Here is a 17,264-nt window from a genome sequence, read left to right on the forward strand (position 1 = left end):
ACCTCTCCTTAACTTCAATATTGCAGATAGCAAATGAACCAGCAAGGAGAGGTCATAGTTTTGTCTTCTATTTAAAGCAGCGGCTATCTTTTAATGCGCAATCAATTGCGCAAACAAGTTGTTCGATATGTTCCGGTTTGCTAATGAACGGAGGCATCATATAAATCAACTTACCAAATGGGCGGATCCAAACACCTTGCTCTACAAAGTGCGCTTGGATGGTTTCCATATCGACAGGCGTGTGAGTTTCGACAACGCCAATAGCACCAAGCCAACGAACGTCTTTAACCAGTTCATGCTCGAGTAGAGGCGGTAGCAATTCAGAAAAGAGTTGTTCAATCTGTTGAGTCTGATTTTTCCAATGGCCTTGCTCGATGATGGATAAACTTGCTGCACCCACAGCACAAGCTAAAGGGTTACCCATAAAGGTAGGCCCGTGCATAAAGCAACCGGCTTCACCGCCACATACGGTGTCTGCGACTTCTTTGCTCGCAAGTGTCGCTGACAGTGTCATATAGCCGCCAGTTAAAGCCTTGCCTACGCATAAAATATCGGGTTGAACATCGGCATGCTCACAGGCGAACAGTTTGCCTGTTCGGCCAAATCCGGTCGCAATCTCATCCAAAATAAGTAATACGTTGAATTCATCACACAGCAAGCGAACCTGTCTCAGGAACTCAGGGTGGTAGATGCGCATGCCGCCAGCGCCTTGAACGATAGGCTCTAAGATTACGGCGGCAACCTCTGCATGATGCGCTGTGAGTTTCTCTCGAAAGCTATTGATGTCACTTGAATTCCACTCATCCCAAAAGCCAGTTTTTGGCGAATCAGCGAAAATGTGCTCAGGCAAAAAGCCTTTGTAAAGGCTGTGCATCGAGTTATCTGGATCGGTCACCGACATTGCCGCGAAGGTATCGCCGTGGTAACCATCTCTTAGCGTTAGGAACTTTGAACGAGGTTGCCCTTTAGCATGCCAGTACTGCAGTGCCATCTTAAGGCTAACTTCCACGGCCACTGAACCTGAATCGGCCAAGAATACGTGCTCTAGATTACTTGGCGCAAGTTTCAACAACTTCTTACATAAATCGATAGCGGGCTGGTGGGTGATACCACCAAACATAACGTGTGAAACCTTATCGATTTGACTGTGTGCGGCGGCATTTAACTCAGGGTGATTGTAGCCGTGGATGGTTGACCACCAAGATGACATACCATCAATAATTCGTTTTCCGCCTTCTAATTCTAGGTAAACACCGTCTGCGTTGGTGACTGGATAGCAGGTCAGAGGTGTTAACGTTGATGTGTAGGGATGCCAGATATGCTGGCGATCAAAGGCGAGATCCATAGTAACTTCCATTCTTGGTGTGATTAAAAAATAACCAGATGTAAACTTTTGATATTATCAATGTGTTGACAGTCTAAAGCTTGTCGGTAGACTAGCCAAGCATAAATGCAATCTCTATTGATAGAGATGCAACATCAAATAATAAAAAAGGATCGACACGTGGAAGTTCGTCATGACTGGACAGTTGCTGAAGTAACAGCACTGCTTGAAAAACCGTTTATGGATTTAATGTTTGAAGCTCAAGTCGTTCATAGACGGTACCAAGAGCACAACCACGTGCAAGTGAGTACGCTTCTATCGATAAAGACGGGTGCTTGTCCTGAAGATTGTAAGTACTGCCCTCAAAGTGCTCACTACCGAACGGATGTCGACAAAGAACGCTTAATGGAAGTCGAGCGTGTTTTGGATGCTGCGCTAAAAGCTAAGAATGCGGGCTCAACTCGCTTTTGTATGGGCGCTGCATGGAAAAACCCGAAAGAGCGCGATATGCCTCACCTTACCGACATGATCAAAGGTGTGAAAGGCATGGGCTTGGAAACCTGTATGACACTGGGCATGTTAACGCCCGATCAAGCGGGTGAATTAGCGGATGCGGGTTTGGATTACTACAACCATAACCTTGATACGTCTCCTGAGTTCTACGGCAGCATCATTACTACTCGCACTTACCAAGATCGTTTAGATACCTTATCTCACGTGCGTGATGCCGGTATGAAGATCTGTTCTGGTGGCATTATTGGTATGGGCGAAAGCACTAATGACCGTGCAGGTCTACTTGTCGAGCTAGCGAACCTCCCAGTACACCCTGAGAGTGTGCCAATCAACATGCTCGTAAAAGTGAAAGGCACACCGATGGAAAACGTCGATGATGTTGAGTCTTTCGATTTCATTAAGCTGATTGCGATTGCTCGTATCATGATGCCAATGTCTGCGGTTCGTCTATCAGCGGGCCGTGAGAATATGAATGAACAGATGCAAGCGATGTGTTTCATGGCTGGCGCGAACTCTATCTTCTACGGTTGTAAGCTACTGACTACACCAAACCCAGATGAAGACACGGATATGCAGCTGTTTAAGAAGTTAGGTATCAACAGCCAACAAGTGGCTCAGAAGCCTGATGAAATTCAAGAAAACGAATTGTTAGATCAAGTGGTGGAGCGCGTTGCTGCTCGTCCAACGAAAGATGACATGTTCTACGATGCCACTGTTTAAATCTCGCATCAAAAGTGCCCTTGCTCATCGCCGTGAGCAAGGGTTAACTCGTCAACTTAAGGTACTCGAAAACAGCAATAGCCCTTTGCTTACTAGTGAAGGTTTTAACTTCGTTAATTTTTCGAGTAATGACTATTTAGGTTTGGCAAACGATCCTGAACTGGTCGATGCATGGCAAACCGGACTTTCCCAATATGGTGCTGGCAGTGCAGCATCGCCATTGGTCACGGGTTTTAGCCCTGCTCATCGAAATTTAGAGGCTCAGCTGTGTGAATGGCTTGGCTTTGAACGTGCCATTCTCTTTAACTCTGGTTTCAGCGCTAACCAAGCCTTGTTGTTTTCTCTGCTCGAGAAAGACGATTCTCTATTGCAAGATAAGCTTAACCACGCATCTCTAATGGAAGCGGGGATGCTTTCTCCTGCGACAATGAAACGTTTCAAGCACAACGATACTCAGCACCTCGAGTCTTTACTAAGCCGCTCTCCACAATCGTTAGTCGTGACTGAAGGTGTGTTTAGCATGGATGGCGACAAAGCGCCTCTTAGCCAGATATTTAACCTGACTAATCGATACGACAGTTGGTTGGCGGTTGATGATGCCCACGGTATTGGCGTATTAGGTGATAAAGGGGCTGGGAGCTGCAGTGCGGCACAAATCTCACCTGATATCTTGGTGGTGACTTTTGGTAAGGCATTTGGCCTTTCTGGTGCTGCGATTCTTTGTTCGTCAGAGGTGGGTGACTACTTAACTCAGTTTGCTCGTCATCATGTGTATTCGACAGCGATGCCCCCTTCACAAGCGGTGGCTTTGTCTCATGCTTGTAAGATGATTCAGACGCAAGAGTGGCGTCGAGAGAAGTTGACAGAACTTGGCGCCCTTTATGCTGAGCAGATGAGTGGCGTGAAAGGCTTTATTGATACTCAGACCCCAATCAAGCCGTTCGTTATTGGCGAAGCTCAAGCTGCATTATCTATTGCCGAAGAATTAAAGCGTAACCAAGTTTGGGTAACGGCAATAAGGCCACCAACGGTGCCTATTGGGACTGCTCGTTTGCGTATTACCTTAACGGCGAACCATAGTCAGGAACAGATTCTTCAGTTAACTGACTCGTTGCTTCAAGCAATAGAGCGAAGCAACGACTCTGGAAGCCAACCAAGCATAGAATCAAGCTTTGAATTAAAGAAAGAGGCTCAGTAAATGTCACAAGAAGCAGTAGTGCATAATTACGTAGGCCAAGATAAGAGTGCGATTGCCGAAGCCTTCGGTAAAGCAGCGACAACGTATGACAAGCACGCTGAGTTTCAGCGCGATGTTGGTCACCGACTCCTAGACAAGCTACCGAGAGACCTCTCTGGCTTAAAGGTGCTTGATTTAGGTTGTGGTACTGGCTACTTCTCTGAACAGATGGTGAAGCGCGGTGCTGAAGTGGTGTGTGCTGATCTTTCTGTTGGAATGTTAGAAAGGGCAGAGCAGCGCTGTGGTGCATCGGTTTCTTTATATCAACAAGCCGATGCTGAACAATTGCCGTTTGAAGATGGGTGTTTTGACATCGTTTTTTCAAGCTTAGCGTTGCAATGGTGCGATGATTTATCCTCACCTTTAAAAGAGATGAAGCGCGTTGTAGCGGTTGGCGGACGTGTGATTTTCTCAACTTTGCTTGATGGGTCACTGTTTGAACTGGAAAAATCATGGTCCAAAATTGACGCACATCAACACGTTAACCATTTTATTACAATCAATCAGGTAAAAATTGCGTTAGCGCAATCTAGCTGTACTGCTCATCAACTAGACTTGCCCACCATCACCGTTTGGTACGACACTGCGTTTGAACTGATGCGCGACCTTAAAGGTATCGGCGCGAATCACGTAAGTGGTCGCTCACAAGGTTTAACAAGTCGCCGCATGTTGCAGTTTGTTGAACGGGAATATCGAGAGTTTAAAAACCATCAAGGTTTCTTACCAGCAACATATCAAGTTTGTTTAGGGGTTATTCAATTATGATTGATGCATTATTCATTGCAGGTACGGATACCGAAGTGGGAAAAACTGTGGTTTCAAAAGCGATTCTTCAAGCTTTGGCCGCACAGGATTTATCAACAATTGGTTATAAACCAGTTGCTGCAGGGTGTGAACAATACCCAGAAGGGTTACGTAACAGTGATGCATTGCACCTTCAGGAAGCTGCGACGCAAGATGTTGCTTACGAAGACGTTAACCCGTATGCATTGTTGCTACCATCATCGCCTCACATCGCGGCAAAGCATGACGGTGTCGTGGTTGATGAAGCGGTATTATCAGCGAAGCTAGAAGAGCATAAGCAAAACTCTGACATCGTTTTAGTTGAAGGTGCTGGTGGTTGGCGTGTACCCGTTTCAGATGACGAATATTTATCTAGTTGGGTTAAGAAAGAGCAGCTTCCAGTTGTCCTGACTGTTGGTATTAAGCTGGGTTGTTTGAGCCACGCTCTGTTAACTGCTGAAGCGATTCGTGCAGATGGTCTAAACCTAGTAGGTTGGGTAGCGAACCGCATTAATCCAGGCACTGAACATTATGCTGATATTATTGCGATGCTTGAAGACAAGCTAGGTGCGCCGAAGTTAGGTGAAATCCCTTACGTACCAAGAGCAAAGTCTAAGAACATTGGTAAGTACATTGATGTGCAGCCTTTACTTGCGCTTTGATTCTCACCTTGTGTACTAAATAAGAAAAGGGCTGCGATTGCAGCCCTTTTGCTATGTTAAGCCTTTAGACCATACGTTTGTAAAAACGGGTCTTTTGAACAAGTTTGGGATTAATGTTCTTTTGTCAGTCCCATTAATGCTTGTTGCGTTTCTGTGATTTTTGTCTGTGCCGTTTGTGGAGTTAGGATCCCAATCTGCTTTTTTGCTTCTTCTTCAGTAATCCCTAGGTGACAGCACAGTAAATCGATAGCCATTTGAGTGTTAGTACCTTCAACCATGATCCTTCCCTTTTTGTACATGGACTAGCCAATAAATCATCTGACGTCACTGTAAACGGATTGTTATATCGACACCATACGACTTAGGTCTAATAGATCGTGATTAACTCATCTACAATCTCGTAATCAAATGTTGCAATTTAATGCTTAACCTTGTTTTCTTAATCTAAGACTATATGTATAAGTAAGTATAAGTCTTCAAGGTTGGAATCTATTGCTGTCTGCCTTGTCTATAACAATAAGTTTTATAAAAACAGCTTTCATGCGGAGATAAGTAATGAAGCGAGTAATGTTGTTCCTTGCAACCAACCTTGCGGTTGTATTGGTACTAAGTGTTGTTCTTAATATTGTATATGCAGTCACAGGTATGCAACCAGGAAGCCTTTCAGGCTTGTTGTTAATGGCTGCGGTGTTTGGTTTTGGCGGTTCATTCATCTCATTAATGATGTCAAAGAAAATGGCGCTACGCTCAGTAGGCGGCATGGTAATTGAAAGCCCACGTAACGAAACAGAACATTGGTTGATGGAGACGGTAAGCCGTCAATCTCAACAAGTTGGTATTGGTATGCCAACAGTGGCGATCTACGACTCGCCAGACATCAACGCATTCGCGACGGGTGCTAAGCGTGACGATTCATTGGTAGCAGTATCAACAGGTCTGCTGCACAACATGACGCGTGATGAAGCTGAAGCTGTATTAGCGCATGAAGTGAGCCACATCGCAAACGGCGACATGGTGACCATGACGTTAATGCAGGGTGTTGTGAACACGTTTGTTATCTTCTTATCTCGTTTCATCGCCAACATTGTTGCGTCGAACGATAACGAAGAAGAGGGCGGCAGCAACATGATGGTGTACTTCGGTGTGTCTATGGTGTTGGAATTGGTATTTGGTTTCTTAGCAAGCTTCATTACGATGTGGTATAGCCGTCATCGTGAATTCCATGCCGATGCAGGTGCAGCGAACCTAGTAGGTAAAGAGAAGATGATTGCAGCGCTAGAGCGTCTAAAGGTGAGCCATGAGCCACAACTAGAAGGTTCTATGATGGCATTTGGTATCAATGGTAAGAAGTCTCTAACAGAGCTTCTAATGAGCCACCCACCGCTAGACAAGCGTATTGCGTCTCTACGTAACATGTAATTTCTAATACAAGCAGTTGTCGTTAAGCGGCAATAGGTATTCTAAAGGCTTCCTTAGGGAGGCCTTTTTTGATCTTGGCATTTAAGGATGTTTGTCTAATGTGGTTTGCAGTATTTGAATTGGGGGAGGTGAGTAGGACAAGTCAGGTTTGATTGACGACTGTTGTTTACTTAGGGACTACTGTTCGAGACATTTGTTCTACGCAACAAAAAGGCTTCCACATGGGAAGCCTTAGTCTATTCTGTGATTCGAAATTCGAATTTTACAGCTTGTCAGTTAGCTCGATTGCTTGACCGATGTAGTTCGCTGGCGTCATCTCTTTTAGACGTACTTTCTCGTCTTCAGGGATTTCAAGACCATCGATGAATGCACGCATGCCTTCGCCATCTACACGTTTACCACGAGTTAGCTCTTTTAGCTTCTCGTATGGCTTCTCGATGCCGTAACGACGCATTACTGTTTGTACTGGTTCAGCCAATACTTCCCAGTTTTTGTCTAGTTCAGCAAGTAGCGCAGCACGGTTAACTTCTAGCTTGCTAATACCTTTCAGAGTCGAAGTGTATGCAATGATTGCGTAGCCAACACCAACACCTAAGTTACGAAGAACTGTAGAGTCAGTAAGGTCACGCTGCCAGCGAGAAACTGGAAGTTTTTGTGCTAGGTGGCTAAATACTGCGTTCGCTAGACCAAGGTTGCCTTCAGAGTTTTCGAAGTCAATTGGGTTAACTTTATGCGGCATTGTAGAAGAGCCGATTTCGCCAGCAATAGTCTTCTGCTTGAAGTGACCAAGAGCGATGTAGCCCCAAACGTCACGGTCGAAGTCCAGAAGGATTGTGTTGAAACGAGCAACAGCATCAAACAGCTCAGCGATGTAATCGTGAGGCTCGATTTGAGTTGTGTACGGGTTCCAAGTTACGCCAAGAGATTCAGTGATGAACTCTTCGCTGAACTGGTGCCATTCAACTTCTGGGTATGCAGAAAGGTGTGCGTTGTAGTTACCTACAGCACCGTTGATTTTCGCTAGGATCTCAACGTTTTCGATTTGCTTGTATTGACGTTCCATACGGTACGCAACGTTAGCCATCTCTTTACCCATAGTAGAAGGAGAAGCTGGCTGACCGTGTGTGCGAGACAGTAATGGAATATCACGGTACTCGTTCGCAAGTGCTTTGATAGCATCAATTACGTTGCGGATTTCTGGAAGAATCACGGTATCACGAGCTGCTTTAAGCATAAGCGCGTGAGAGGTGTTGTTGATGTCTTCAGAAGTACATGCAAAGTGAATAAATTCGTTTACAGCGTGAAGTTCAGGAACGCCAGCAACTTTCTCTTTCAAGAAGTACTCAACCGCTTTAACGTCGTGGTTAGTCGTGCGCTCGATCTCTTTGATACGTAGAGCATCTTCTTCACTGAAGTTAGCAGCTAGTTCATCAAGAAACTGGTTAGCTTCTGCACTGAACGCTGGTACTTCTTTGATTGCATCTGTAGCTGCGAGCTTTTGTAACCAACGAACTTCAACGATAGAGCGGTACTTTAGTAGGCCAAACTCACTAAAGATGCTGCGTAATGCAACAGTCTTGCTTCCGTAACGGCCGTCTACTGGTGAAACAGCAGTCAATGCTGACAGTTCCATGGTGTTCTCCTGAATTGAGTTTTCTAAATTTTGAGAGGTTTATACCAGTAACAATCTCAATTGTCACGCATATTGCGCAATCGTTTGCGTGAGAGTTGTGTTGGTACAAAAAACAAGCTCGCGACGAGGCGCGAGCTAATAAATTACATGCGAGCTAGCAGGATTTGAGCCTGCTCGATCATCTTCTTGCGACCGAAGATAAGGTGGCGACGTTTACCGCCAACTTGACGCCATAACACAGCGCTTCGAATTCCTGATAGCAGCAGAGCACGAACCTTATGCTGGCTCGATGTCTGTTGAAGTACTGCTGGCGTACCAGAAACCTGAATACGAGGGCCAATAGGGCTCACTACATCTAAGTAGATGCTCGCAAGGTTGCTGATCATTTGCTCGTCAAACAGATCGAAGTGCTCAGTTTGACGCTCTGCAGTTAGAATGCGATCGCCAAGCTGTGACATAGAGTCATTACGAGCAGATAGTTTACGTTCAAGCGCCATCAAGCTGATGATGTAGCGAGTAATGTCGCTACCAGCAGGAGTACTGTCGATACCTTTTACTAAGCATTCAAGGCCTAGCTTTAGGTTCGCCTCACGGCCAAATACACCCACAGTGTTCGCTGGGTTAGTATTTAAAATGGCATTGAGTGAAGCTTCGAAGGCATCTTTATCACAACGGCCGTCTTTCGCTACTTGTTGAACCAAAGCCACAGCTTGGCAAATTCCAGCGAAAGCAATAGTACGGTCATAAAGTGTATTAGCCACGTAGTAACTCCTAGTTGTTTTCTATCGTTTGTTGTTCGTTCGATTAGATTCGATTAGATGCGCTTTTCAATGATACCACCACCAAGACAGACTTCATCTTGGTAGAACACAGCCGACTGGCCTGGCGTTACAGCGATTTGCGGCTCATCGAAGATAACCTTAATGTTATCATCGTCAATTGGGATGATTGTACAAGGAATATCAGTCTGACGGTAACGTGTTTTTACCGTGCATGTCATAACTTCAGTAATTGGTGTGCGATTTACCCAATGAAGCTGAGAAGCGATCAAACCTTCTGATTTTAAAAGAGGGTGGTCTTTACCTTGTACCGCGATCAGAACATTACGTTTAAGGTCTTTTTCACCAACAAACCATGGGTCTTCATTACCGCCACCGCCTTTGGTGCCACCGATATGCAGGCCTTTACGTTGACCTAGCGTGTGGTACATCAAACCTTGGTGTTGACCAATAACTTGGCCTTCAGGTGTCTCGATGTTACCTGGTTGAGCCGGTAGATATTTGCCAAGGAATTCTGTGAACTTACGCTCACCAATAAAGCAGATACCTGTTGAGTCTTTTTTCTTCGCTGTGATCAAGTCTTGCTCTTCAGCAATGCGTCGCACTTCAGGCTTCTCTAATTCACCAACTGGGAATAGGCTGCGTGCCACTTGATCTGAACTTAGCGTATATAGGAAATAGCTTTGGTCTTTGTTGCCGTCTAAGCCACGTAGCATTTCTGGTTTTACGCCAGCATCGAGCTCTTCTTGTGTTGGGAAAGTACGACGAACATAGTGACCCATCGCGATGTAGTCTGCGTCTAATACTTCATCCGCAAACTCTAAGAATGCTTTGAATTTGATTTCTTTGTTACAAAGGATATCTGGGTTCGGTGTACGACCCGCTTTGTATTCTTCAAGAAAGTACTCGAATACATTATCCCAGTACTCTGCTGCAAAGTTGATAGTGTGAAGGTGGATACCTAGTTTGTCACATACCGCTTGAGCATCAGCAAGGTCTTCAGCTGCCGTGCAGTATTCTTCGTTATCGTCTTCTTCCCAGTTTTTCATGAAAAGGCCTTCTACCTGATAGCCTTGTTGCTGAAGAAGATACGCCGATACTGACGAATCTACACCGCCGGACATACCGACAATTACTTTCTTTTCGCTGTTTCCAGAGCTGATATCTGACATGTCTAAACACCGTTACTATTACTTGGTCGCAGATTCTAACAGAAAGAGAAACACCGCGACAGATCCGAGACCGGAATCACAGTTTCATTTGCACAAATATTGCGCTGAATTCGTTAGAGAATCGCATGAACGCGAGGAGACTCGCTAGGATGTCAGATCTATATGTGGCATAGTCGCTCGAAATCCAAGACCTGAGATAAAAAATGTCTGAACAAAATGAGTTTATGCAAGAAGAACAGTTGATCGAGATTATCGAAAACCAACTTGAAGATGGCCAACCTGTGAAAGTGAAAGAGACGCTGATGCGTTTAATGATGACAGGAACTCCTCGTGAAGAGGCGATTGCGGCTATGGCATGTGCACTGGCTATTGAAGTATTTGATGTAATGAAAAACGGCGCTGAGTTTAATCAAAAACGTTACGCCGAGCATTTGGGTATGCTACCTGACTTAAGCTTTATGGAAGGCGAATAAAAAAATAGCCTCGCAAACGTTTGCTATAGTTTGAAAGATTGCCGCGTTAAATATAGCGCGGTAGAATCCGCCACCTATTTCCCCTTGACTTAGACTAGCCTTATGAAATTCCCTGGACAACGTAAATCAAAGCACTATTTTCCGGTTCACGCTCGTGATCCTTTAGTAAGCCAAGCTCAAACTAGCAAAAGAATGTCACGTACTCATATTATCGGTATTGATCAAACTTTGGTGGATATTGAAGCGAAAGTGAGTTCTGAGCTAATCGAAAAATATGGCCTAAGTAAGGGACACTCACTGGTTATTGGTGATGACGCTGCTGAATCCTTGTATCAAGAATTAAAAGAACAGTGTCTGATTACCAATGAATACGCTGGTGGCACTATTGGTAATACATTACACAACTATTCAGTACTTGCGGATGACCGTTCAACGCTATTGGGTGTAATGAGCCAAGATATTAAAATTGGTAGCTACGGTTACCGCTATTTATGTAATACATCAAGCAGAATGGATCTGAACCATTTACAAGGGGTAGATGGCGCAATTGGTCGCTGCTTTGCATTAATTACAGAAGATGGTGAACGTACTTTCGCAATTAGCGAAGGACAAATGAACCAATTAAAACCAGAAAGCATCCCTGAGAAAATTTTCAAAAGTGCTTCTGCTTTAGTGTTAACGGCGTATTTAGTTCGTTGTAAACCAGGTGACCCTATGCCTGAAGCAACAATGAAAGCTATCGAATACGCGAAGAAATACGATGTGCCTGTTGTTTTAACTCTTGGTACTAAGTTCGTTATTCAAGATGATCCAGAGTTCTGGAAAGATTTCCTTGAACAGCACGTCACTGTTGTTGCAATGAATGAAGACGAAGCTGAAGCCTTAACCGGAGAAAGCGATCCTCTTGCTGCTTCAGACAAAGCACTAGAGTGGGTAGACTTAGTTCTATGTACGGCAGGCCCTGTTGGCTTATTCATGGCGGGTTATACTGAAGACGCGGTGAAGCGTGAAACTTCATTGCCGTTGTTACCAGGCTCGATTGCAGAATTTAATCGCTATGAGTTTAGCCGTCCTGCACATAAAGAGTTATGTGACAACCCAACGAAAATCTATTCGCATATCGCGCCTTACATGGGTGGTCCAGAAAAGATCAAGAATACCAATGGTGCAGGGGATGCGGCGCTGTCGGCTTTATTACATGATATGGCAGCAAATAAATATCATAAAGAAAATGTACCGAATTCTAGCAAACACCAACATGCATTTTTAACGTATTCATCTTTCTCACAAGTTTGTAAATATTCAAACCGTGCAAGTTATGAAGTGTTGGTTCAGCACTCTCCTCGCTTGTCTCGTGGCCTTCCTGAAAGAGAAGATAGTCTAGAAGAAGCATACTGGGAAAGATAAGATATCTTTTTCATTTATATTTCTAATAGTGAAATATAAAAAAGGCTCCGAAAGGAGCCTTTTTTGTTTCTGAATATATTGAAGCCGTAAATAATACTTTAGTCGACTTAATATTAATTCTATTGCTTAGTGTTTTATTGATTATTCACTTAGCAAACATGATGCCTTAAAGAGCAAACTCTTCTAGAGATTTACCAGCATCTAGCTGTTCTTGGATAGCTGAAGGCGTACGGCCTTGACCTGTCCAAGTTTTCTCGTCGCCGTTTGCGTCTACGTATTTGTATTTCGCTGGGCGAGGAGCGCGTTTAGCTTTAGTTGTTTTAGATTTTGCTTCACCAGAAAGTGCAGCAATAAGATCTGCAACATCAATTCCGTCTTTTGCAATTTGTTCAGCAATAGCAGAAAGCTTAGCTTCTTGCTCTGCTTTAGCAGCACGTTCTTCAGCTTCAGACTCTTGACGCTCTTGTACAACAATAGTCAGCTTGTCTAGCGCTTCTTCAAGTTGCTCAAGAGTTAATTCACGTGAGAACGCACGAAGGCTGCGGATATTTAATAGTGTTTTTGTTAATTCAGACATGATATTTCCCATCAAGGTAAACTAAATAATCCTCCTAATAATAAACAGAGCCTAGGAATAAAACAAATAGTATTTCTTGTATTGGTTATTTAAATATAAAAGTGAGATGAATAGTTGAAAAAGAAACGACTCACTTTTGATGAATTTATAATAATTATTAAGATTATCTTAAAAATCGATATGTGACTGGTGGAGTAATTGTTATATGTAGACTATTTTTTTATTGATTAGTTCATTAACAAAAAGACATTTTTGTCGGAATGATATGTTGCATTGTTGCTCTTGATGGGTACAATTGCGGCTACCTGATGCGATGCTTTGGTTAATTTGTTGTTAAACTCTGGTTTACACAGTTAATAATGTTATCGCACGTAGAGGCGCAATTATAAAAAGTAGTTTTCGTTGGGGTGATGCCAATGAGCGGGAATGAAAGGTCTAATTGCCGAAGTAAATTGTATATCTAAGCAATTTGCTGGGGTTGTGCTCAATAGGTACAACACTGCCATAGTCTTAATTTTAAACTATGGAGCGCTACTGTAGGGTTGGGTGAAGTGTTCACTTCCCTTTCGCTTAGTTCAACATGAGCTTGATAAGTCGTATCAAGTTTGTCTGCAGTAGATCTCTAGCCAAATAAAAAACTGGTTTTTGAAGATCATGAATTTAATAGATTTTGCAACATCGCCTTTATCGCTGCTTCCTCCTTTGGTTGCATTGACTCTAGCAATTGTTACCCGCCGTGTATTGGTTTCCTTAGGTGTTGGTATTTTTATGGGTGCGATTCTACTTGCTGACTACTCAGTAGGTAACGCAGCTAGTTACGTGTTCACTAAAGCATCTGGTGTTTTCATCGAAGATGGTGGCATTAACACTTGGAACATGAGCATCATCGCATTCCTAATTATTCTCGGAATGACAACTGCATTACTCACACTATCTGGTGGTACTCGCGCATTCGCTGAGTGGGCACAGTCTCGTGTGAAGAGCAAACGTGGTTCAAAACTACTTGCTGCCTTCTTAGGCGTATTCATCTTTGTCGATGATTACTTCAACAGCTTAGCGGTAGGTGCTATCTCTCGTCCTGTAACAGACCGCTTCTACGTATCTCGCGCTAAGCTAGCTTATATTCTAGATTCTACCGCTGCTCCAATGTGTGTGATTATGCCGGCTTCTAGCTGGGGTGCTTACATCATCACTATTATTGGTGGCATCCTAGTGACACACGGTGTGACAGAGTATTCTGCACTGGGTGCTTACGTTCGTCTTATCCCAATGAACTTCTACGCTGTGTTCGCACTATTAATGGTATTTGCCGTTGCATGGTTCGGTCTAGACGTTGGTAAGATGCGTGAACATGAGATCGAAGCATCTCAAGGCCGTGGCTTTGAAGGAGACAACGATCAAAAGCAAGCTCACGATCTAAACGAAGAGCTAGACATTCAAGAGAGCGAAAACGGTTCTGTTTCTGATCTCGTTATGCCAATCGTATCGTTAATCGTAGCAACAGTTGCCGCTATGCTTTACACGGGTGGCCAAGCGCTGGCTGCTGACGGTCAAGCATTCAACCTGCTTGGTGCGTTCGAAAATACAGATGTAGGCAAGTCTCTTGTTTACGGTGGTGTTTTAGGTCTGCTTGTTGCCCTAGCGACAGTGTTTAAGCAAAAGCTACCAATGTCTGATATCGCAAGAACAATGTGGATCGGTGCTAGCTCTATGTTTGGCGCTATCCTGATTCTTGTGTTCGCTTGGACTATCGGTTCTGTCATCGGTGACATGAAAACAGGTTCGTACCTATCATCTCTAGCAACTGGCAACATTGATTACCACTGGCTACCGGTTATTTTGTTCCTTCTTGCTGGCCTAATGGCGTTCTCGACAGGTACATCATGGGGTACGTTCGGTATCATGCTACCTATCGCGGGTGACATGGCTGCAGCCTCTGACATCGCGCTAATTCTGCCTATGTTAAGTGCGGTTCTTGCTGGTTCTGTATTTGGTGACCACTGTTCTCCAATCTCAGACACAACGATTCTGTCTTCTACCGGTGCTCGTTGTAACCACATTGACCACGTATCGACTCAGCTTCCTTATGCGCTGTCTGTGGCATTCGTATCGTGTATCGGCTTCATCACTCTAGGTATGACATCATCAACTGGCATCGCGTTCGGCGCAGCGTCTCTAACGTTTGTGGCAGTATGTTTTGCATTGGCTTATTTCTCACGTTGTAAAATGTCGACGTGCAAAAGCTAATCATCACTTGATTGAATAATGAAAAGGGAGGCGTTTGCCTCCCTTTTTTTGTGCTCGTTAATTTAATTTTAAATTTCGTGAAAAAAGTTCGAATAAATGGTTGAAAAAGGGTGTCAGCTTAGTTAGTGTGGAGACAAGACAGCAAACAACCTAAGAGCCGATAAGTATGCGTAAATTAGTAATGAACATTCATCACCATCATCACCCTATCTAGTCTTTCGGGGAGATTTACGTATACCCGGGAGCAAGAATTCTCCCGGAGGTTAAGTCAAAGAATTTAGATTTAAACCCTCGGGACGACAAAGTCTTCCGAGGGTTTTTTAGTTTTAGCACTTTTAAATAATCAATAAATTCAAATATTTGCACAGGGATACAGCAATGCAGACACAACGCCTAAGAATCGCAATTCAAAAGAAAGGTCGCTTAAGTAAAGAGTGCCAAGATCTACTTAAAAAATGTGGTGTTAAATTTAACATCATGGGTGAGCGCTTAGTTGTTCATTCACTAAATATGCCAATCGACTTGTTATTAGTTCGTGATGACGACATCCCAGGTCTTATCATGGATGGTGTGGTTGACCTTGGTTTCATCGGTGAAAATGAACTAGAAGAAGTTCGCCTAGACCGTGTTGCTTTAAAAGAGCCATCAGAGTTTCGCACACTACGTCGTTTAGACTTCGGTGGTTGCCGTCTTTCTATCGCGATTAACAAAGACGAAGAATACAACGGCCCACAAGATCTAGCGGGTAAACGTATTGCGACAACTTACCCACAACTACTGAAAGCCTACATGGACGAGCAGGGTGTTGAATTCAGCGCTTGTATGCTAACGGGTTCGGTTGAAGTTGCGCCTCGCGCAGGCCTAGCAGACGCTATCGCCGATTTAGTTTCTACAGGTGCTACGCTAGAAGCGAATGGCCTAAAAGAAGCAGAAGCTATCTTCCAATCTAAAGCAACGTTAATTCAACGCACTGGCGAATTTGATGCAGACAAAGAAGCATTAATTGAAAAACTACTGACTCGTATGCAGGGTGTTCAACAAGCGAAAGAGTCGAAGTACATCATGCTTCACGCGCCTACATCTCAGCTAGAGCAAATCAAAGCATTATTGCCCGGCGCTGAAGATCCTACTGTTCTTCCACTATCAACAGACAAAGACAAAGTTGCCGTTCACCTTGTAAGTACTGAGAACTTGTTCTGGGAAACGATGGAACAGCTGAAAGAGTTGGGTGCAAGCTCGATTCTAGTATTACCAATCGAAAAAATGATGGGGTAGTGACGATGAGAACCGTTGTTTGGCAATCTTTAAGTGAATCACAGCAAGACTCGGTACTAGAGCGTCCAGCTATTACTGAAGGTGCAAACATCACAGCGACTGTTTCTGATGTTATTGCAAAAGTACGAAATGAAGGCGATGCCGCACTTAAAGAACTGACTGAAAAGTTCGATCGTGTGACTCCAGAATCCATTCGAGTCAGCTCGACTGAGATAGAAGAGGCATGTGCTCGTTTAACACCAGAAATGAAGCAAGCGTTAGAGCAAGCTTATAGCAATATTGCTAAGTTTCACGAAGCTCAGAAGCCGCAGCCAATTAAGGTTGAAACACAGCCAGGCGTTGTGTGTGAGCAAGTGACACGCGCTATTAATACTGTTGGACTTTATATTCCGGGTGGCAGCGCGCCACTTCCGTCAACGGTTCTTATGTTAGGTGTTCCTGCTCAAATCGCGGGTTGCCGCAAGGTTGTGCTTTGTTCACCTCCGCCAATCGCGGATGAAATCTTGTATGTCGCTAATCTTTGTAAAATCGATGAGGTTTACAATGTAGGTGGTGGTCAAGCCGTTGCTGCCATGGCGTATGGTACGGAGAGTGTCTCTAAAGTAGATAAAATTTTCGGTCCTGGTAATGCGTACGTAACGGAAGCTAAGCGCCAAGTGAGTAACGACTTCCGTGGCTCTGCTATTGATATGCCAGCAGGCCCATCGGAGGTGATGGTAATTGCAGACGAAACTGCAGATGCTGACTTCATTGCTGCTGATCTACTGAGCCAAGCTGAACATGGCCCAGATTCACAGGTTGTATTAGTAACACCATCGCCAGTTATTGCCGACCAAGTAACCGATGCGGTTCAGAAGCAACTGAAAGAACTGTCTCGTGCGAACATCGCTCAGCAAGCATTGGCTTCAAGCCTAATCATCATTGCTGAATCGATCACTCAAGCGATCGCGATTTCTAATTTCTACGGCCCAGAGCACTTGATTGTTCAGACCAAGAATCCACGTGAATTGCTGCCGTTACTAGACAATGCAGGTTCAATCTTC

General features: G+C 44.1%; 16 protein-coding genes, 1 riboswitch and 1 other annotated feature. Of the genes, 10 read left to right on the forward strand and 6 right to left on the reverse strand.

Annotation, left to right across the window (positions count from 1 at the left end):
* Window positions 1–67: 67 nt before the first annotated feature.
* Window positions 68–1,345 (reverse strand): adenosylmethionine--8-amino-7-oxononanoate transaminase, encoded by a 1,278-nt coding sequence (gene bioA, locus NX845_RS00485; protein ID WP_065681201.1) that lies wholly within the window; start codon window positions 1,343–1,345, stop codon window positions 68–70.
* A gap of 159 nt (window positions 1,346–1,504) precedes the next feature.
* Between bioA and bioB the strand changes: the two genes are divergently transcribed.
* From bioB to bioD, 4 genes are read left to right on the forward strand one after another with little or no spacing between them, the layout of a single operon-like run.
* Window positions 1,505–2,557 (forward strand): biotin synthase BioB, encoded by a 1,053-nt coding sequence (gene bioB / locus NX845_RS00490; protein WP_004734551.1) that lies wholly within the window; start codon window positions 1,505–1,507, stop codon window positions 2,555–2,557.
* Window positions 2,544–3,755, forward strand: coding sequence for an 8-amino-7-oxononanoate synthase (bioF, locus tag NX845_RS00495; RefSeq protein ID WP_065681202.1), 1,212 nt, complete (start codon window positions 2,544–2,546; stop codon window positions 3,753–3,755). Before bioB ends, bioF begins: the two co-directional genes overlap by 14 nt.
* Entirely contained in the window at window positions 3,756–4,559 is an 804-nt protein-coding gene (gene bioC, locus NX845_RS00500) for a malonyl-ACP O-methyltransferase BioC (protein ID WP_065681203.1), read from the forward strand. It begins immediately after the preceding gene.
* Complete coding sequence (gene bioD, locus NX845_RS00505) at window positions 4,556–5,239, forward strand: dethiobiotin synthase (RefSeq protein WP_004734548.1); 684 nt, start codon at window positions 4,556–4,558, stop codon at window positions 5,237–5,239. Before bioC ends, bioD begins: the two co-directional genes overlap by 4 nt.
* A gap of 110 nt (window positions 5,240–5,349) precedes the next feature.
* On the opposite strand, the gene NX845_RS00510 is transcribed toward bioD, so the two are convergent.
* On the reverse strand, window positions 5,350–5,517 hold the full coding sequence (locus tag NX845_RS00510) for a hypothetical protein (protein ID WP_017078977.1): 168 nt from the start codon (window positions 5,515–5,517) through the stop codon (window positions 5,350–5,352).
* A gap of 277 nt (window positions 5,518–5,794) precedes the next feature.
* On the opposite strand from NX845_RS00510, the gene htpX reads away from it, so the two are divergent.
* Window positions 5,795–6,658 carry a protease HtpX gene (gene htpX, locus NX845_RS00515; RefSeq protein ID WP_010439977.1) on the forward strand — a complete coding sequence of 288 codons (864 nt, stop codon included), beginning with the start codon at window positions 5,795–5,797 and terminating at the stop codon, window positions 6,656–6,658.
* Between the two features lie 262 nt (window positions 6,659–6,920).
* On the opposite strand, the gene purB is transcribed toward htpX, so the two are convergent.
* The 3 genes from purB to mnmA form a co-directional block, all read right to left on the reverse strand.
* Complete coding sequence (gene purB / locus NX845_RS00520) at window positions 6,921–8,291, reverse strand: adenylosuccinate lyase (RefSeq protein WP_065681204.1); 1,371 nt, start codon at window positions 8,289–8,291, stop codon at window positions 6,921–6,923.
* Between the two features lie 143 nt (window positions 8,292–8,434).
* On the reverse strand, window positions 8,435–9,052 hold the full coding sequence (gene hflD / locus NX845_RS00525) for a high frequency lysogenization protein HflD (protein ID WP_260256401.1): 618 nt from the start codon (window positions 9,050–9,052) through the stop codon (window positions 8,435–8,437).
* A 53-nt stretch (window positions 9,053–9,105) separates the two neighbouring features.
* The gene (mnmA, locus tag NX845_RS00530; RefSeq protein ID WP_004734566.1) at window positions 9,106–10,242 is read right to left on the reverse strand and encodes a tRNA 2-thiouridine(34) synthase MnmA; all 1,137 of its coding nucleotides are present in this window, start codon (window positions 10,240–10,242) and stop codon (window positions 9,106–9,108) included.
* A gap of 203 nt (window positions 10,243–10,445) precedes the next feature.
* Between mnmA and NX845_RS00535 the strand changes: the two genes are divergently transcribed.
* A complete protein-coding gene (locus tag NX845_RS00535; RefSeq protein ID WP_004734567.1) occupies window positions 10,446–10,715 on the forward strand; it encodes a hypothetical protein in 270 nt (89 codons plus the stop codon).
* Between the two features lie 102 nt (window positions 10,716–10,817).
* Window positions 10,818–12,122, forward strand: a complete 1,305-nt coding sequence (locus NX845_RS00540) for an inosine/guanosine kinase (protein WP_065681205.1) — start codon at window positions 10,818–10,820, stop codon at window positions 12,120–12,122.
* A gap of 166 nt (window positions 12,123–12,288) precedes the next feature.
* Here the strand turns inward: NX845_RS00540 and NX845_RS00545 are convergent, their stop codons facing one another.
* The gene (locus tag NX845_RS00545) at window positions 12,289–12,699 is read right to left on the reverse strand and encodes an H-NS family nucleoid-associated regulatory protein (protein ID WP_004734569.1); all 411 of its coding nucleotides are present in this window, start codon (window positions 12,697–12,699) and stop codon (window positions 12,289–12,291) included.
* A 364-nt stretch (window positions 12,700–13,063) separates the two neighbouring features.
* A riboswitch (Lysine riboswitch) is annotated at window positions 13,064–13,241 on the forward strand.
* A gap of 112 nt (window positions 13,242–13,353) precedes the next feature.
* Here NX845_RS00545 and NX845_RS00550 point away from each other — a divergent pair.
* The 3 genes from NX845_RS00550 to hisD all read left to right on the forward strand — a co-directional run.
* Complete coding sequence (locus NX845_RS00550) at window positions 13,354–14,946, forward strand: Na+/H+ antiporter NhaC family protein (RefSeq protein ID WP_026012259.1); 1,593 nt, start codon at window positions 13,354–13,356, stop codon at window positions 14,944–14,946.
* A 189-nt stretch (window positions 14,947–15,135) separates the two neighbouring features.
* Window positions 15,136–15,271, forward strand: a sequence feature (His leader region).
* Between the two features lie 53 nt (window positions 15,272–15,324).
* Window positions 15,325–16,221, forward strand: a complete 897-nt coding sequence (hisG, locus tag NX845_RS00555; protein WP_029222074.1) for an ATP phosphoribosyltransferase — start codon at window positions 15,325–15,327, stop codon at window positions 16,219–16,221.
* A partial coding sequence (gene hisD / locus NX845_RS00560; RefSeq protein WP_260256402.1) for a histidinol dehydrogenase occupies window positions 16,221–17,264 on the forward strand: 1,044 nt, incomplete at its 3' end. The genes hisG and hisD, both read left to right, overlap by 1 nt.

The organism is Vibrio sp. NC2, assembly GCF_025195005.1.
Classification (GTDB): domain Bacteria; phylum Pseudomonadota; class Gammaproteobacteria; order Enterobacterales; family Vibrionaceae; genus Vibrio; species Vibrio splendidus.

What these genes read in the sequence shown, in the direction of transcription:
- bioA (WP_065681201.1), bottom strand. Translation starts at nt 1,345, where the DNA reads ATGGATCTCGCCTTTGATCGCCAGCATATCTGGCATCCCTACACATCA.
- bioF (WP_065681202.1), top strand. Translation starts at nt 2,544, where the DNA reads ATGCCACTGTTTAAATCTCGCATCAAAAGTGCCCTTGCTCATCGCCGT.
- bioC (WP_065681203.1), top strand. Translation starts at nt 3,756, where the DNA reads ATGTCACAAGAAGCAGTAGTGCATAATTACGTAGGCCAAGATAAGAGT.
- bioD (WP_004734548.1), top strand. Translation starts at nt 4,556, where the DNA reads ATGATTGATGCATTATTCATTGCAGGTACGGATACCGAAGTGGGAAAA.
- NX845_RS00510 (WP_017078977.1), bottom strand. Translation starts at nt 5,517, where the DNA reads ATGGTTGAAGGTACTAACACTCAAATGGCTATCGATTTACTGTGCTGT.
- htpX (WP_010439977.1), top strand. Translation starts at nt 5,795, where the DNA reads ATGAAGCGAGTAATGTTGTTCCTTGCAACCAACCTTGCGGTTGTATTG.
- purB (WP_065681204.1), bottom strand. Translation starts at nt 8,291, where the DNA reads ATGGAACTGTCAGCATTGACTGCTGTTTCACCAGTAGACGGCCGTTAC.
- mnmA (WP_004734566.1), bottom strand. Translation starts at nt 10,242, where the DNA reads ATGTCAGATATCAGCTCTGGAAACAGCGAAAAGAAAGTAATTGTCGGT.
- NX845_RS00535 (WP_004734567.1), top strand. Translation starts at nt 10,446, where the DNA reads ATGTCTGAACAAAATGAGTTTATGCAAGAAGAACAGTTGATCGAGATT.
- NX845_RS00540 (WP_065681205.1), top strand. Translation starts at nt 10,818, where the DNA reads ATGAAATTCCCTGGACAACGTAAATCAAAGCACTATTTTCCGGTTCAC.
- NX845_RS00545 (WP_004734569.1), bottom strand. Translation starts at nt 12,699, where the DNA reads ATGTCTGAATTAACAAAAACACTATTAAATATCCGCAGCCTTCGTGCG.
- NX845_RS00550 (WP_026012259.1), top strand. Translation starts at nt 13,354, where the DNA reads ATGAATTTAATAGATTTTGCAACATCGCCTTTATCGCTGCTTCCTCCT.
- hisG (WP_029222074.1), top strand. Translation starts at nt 15,325, where the DNA reads ATGCAGACACAACGCCTAAGAATCGCAATTCAAAAGAAAGGTCGCTTA.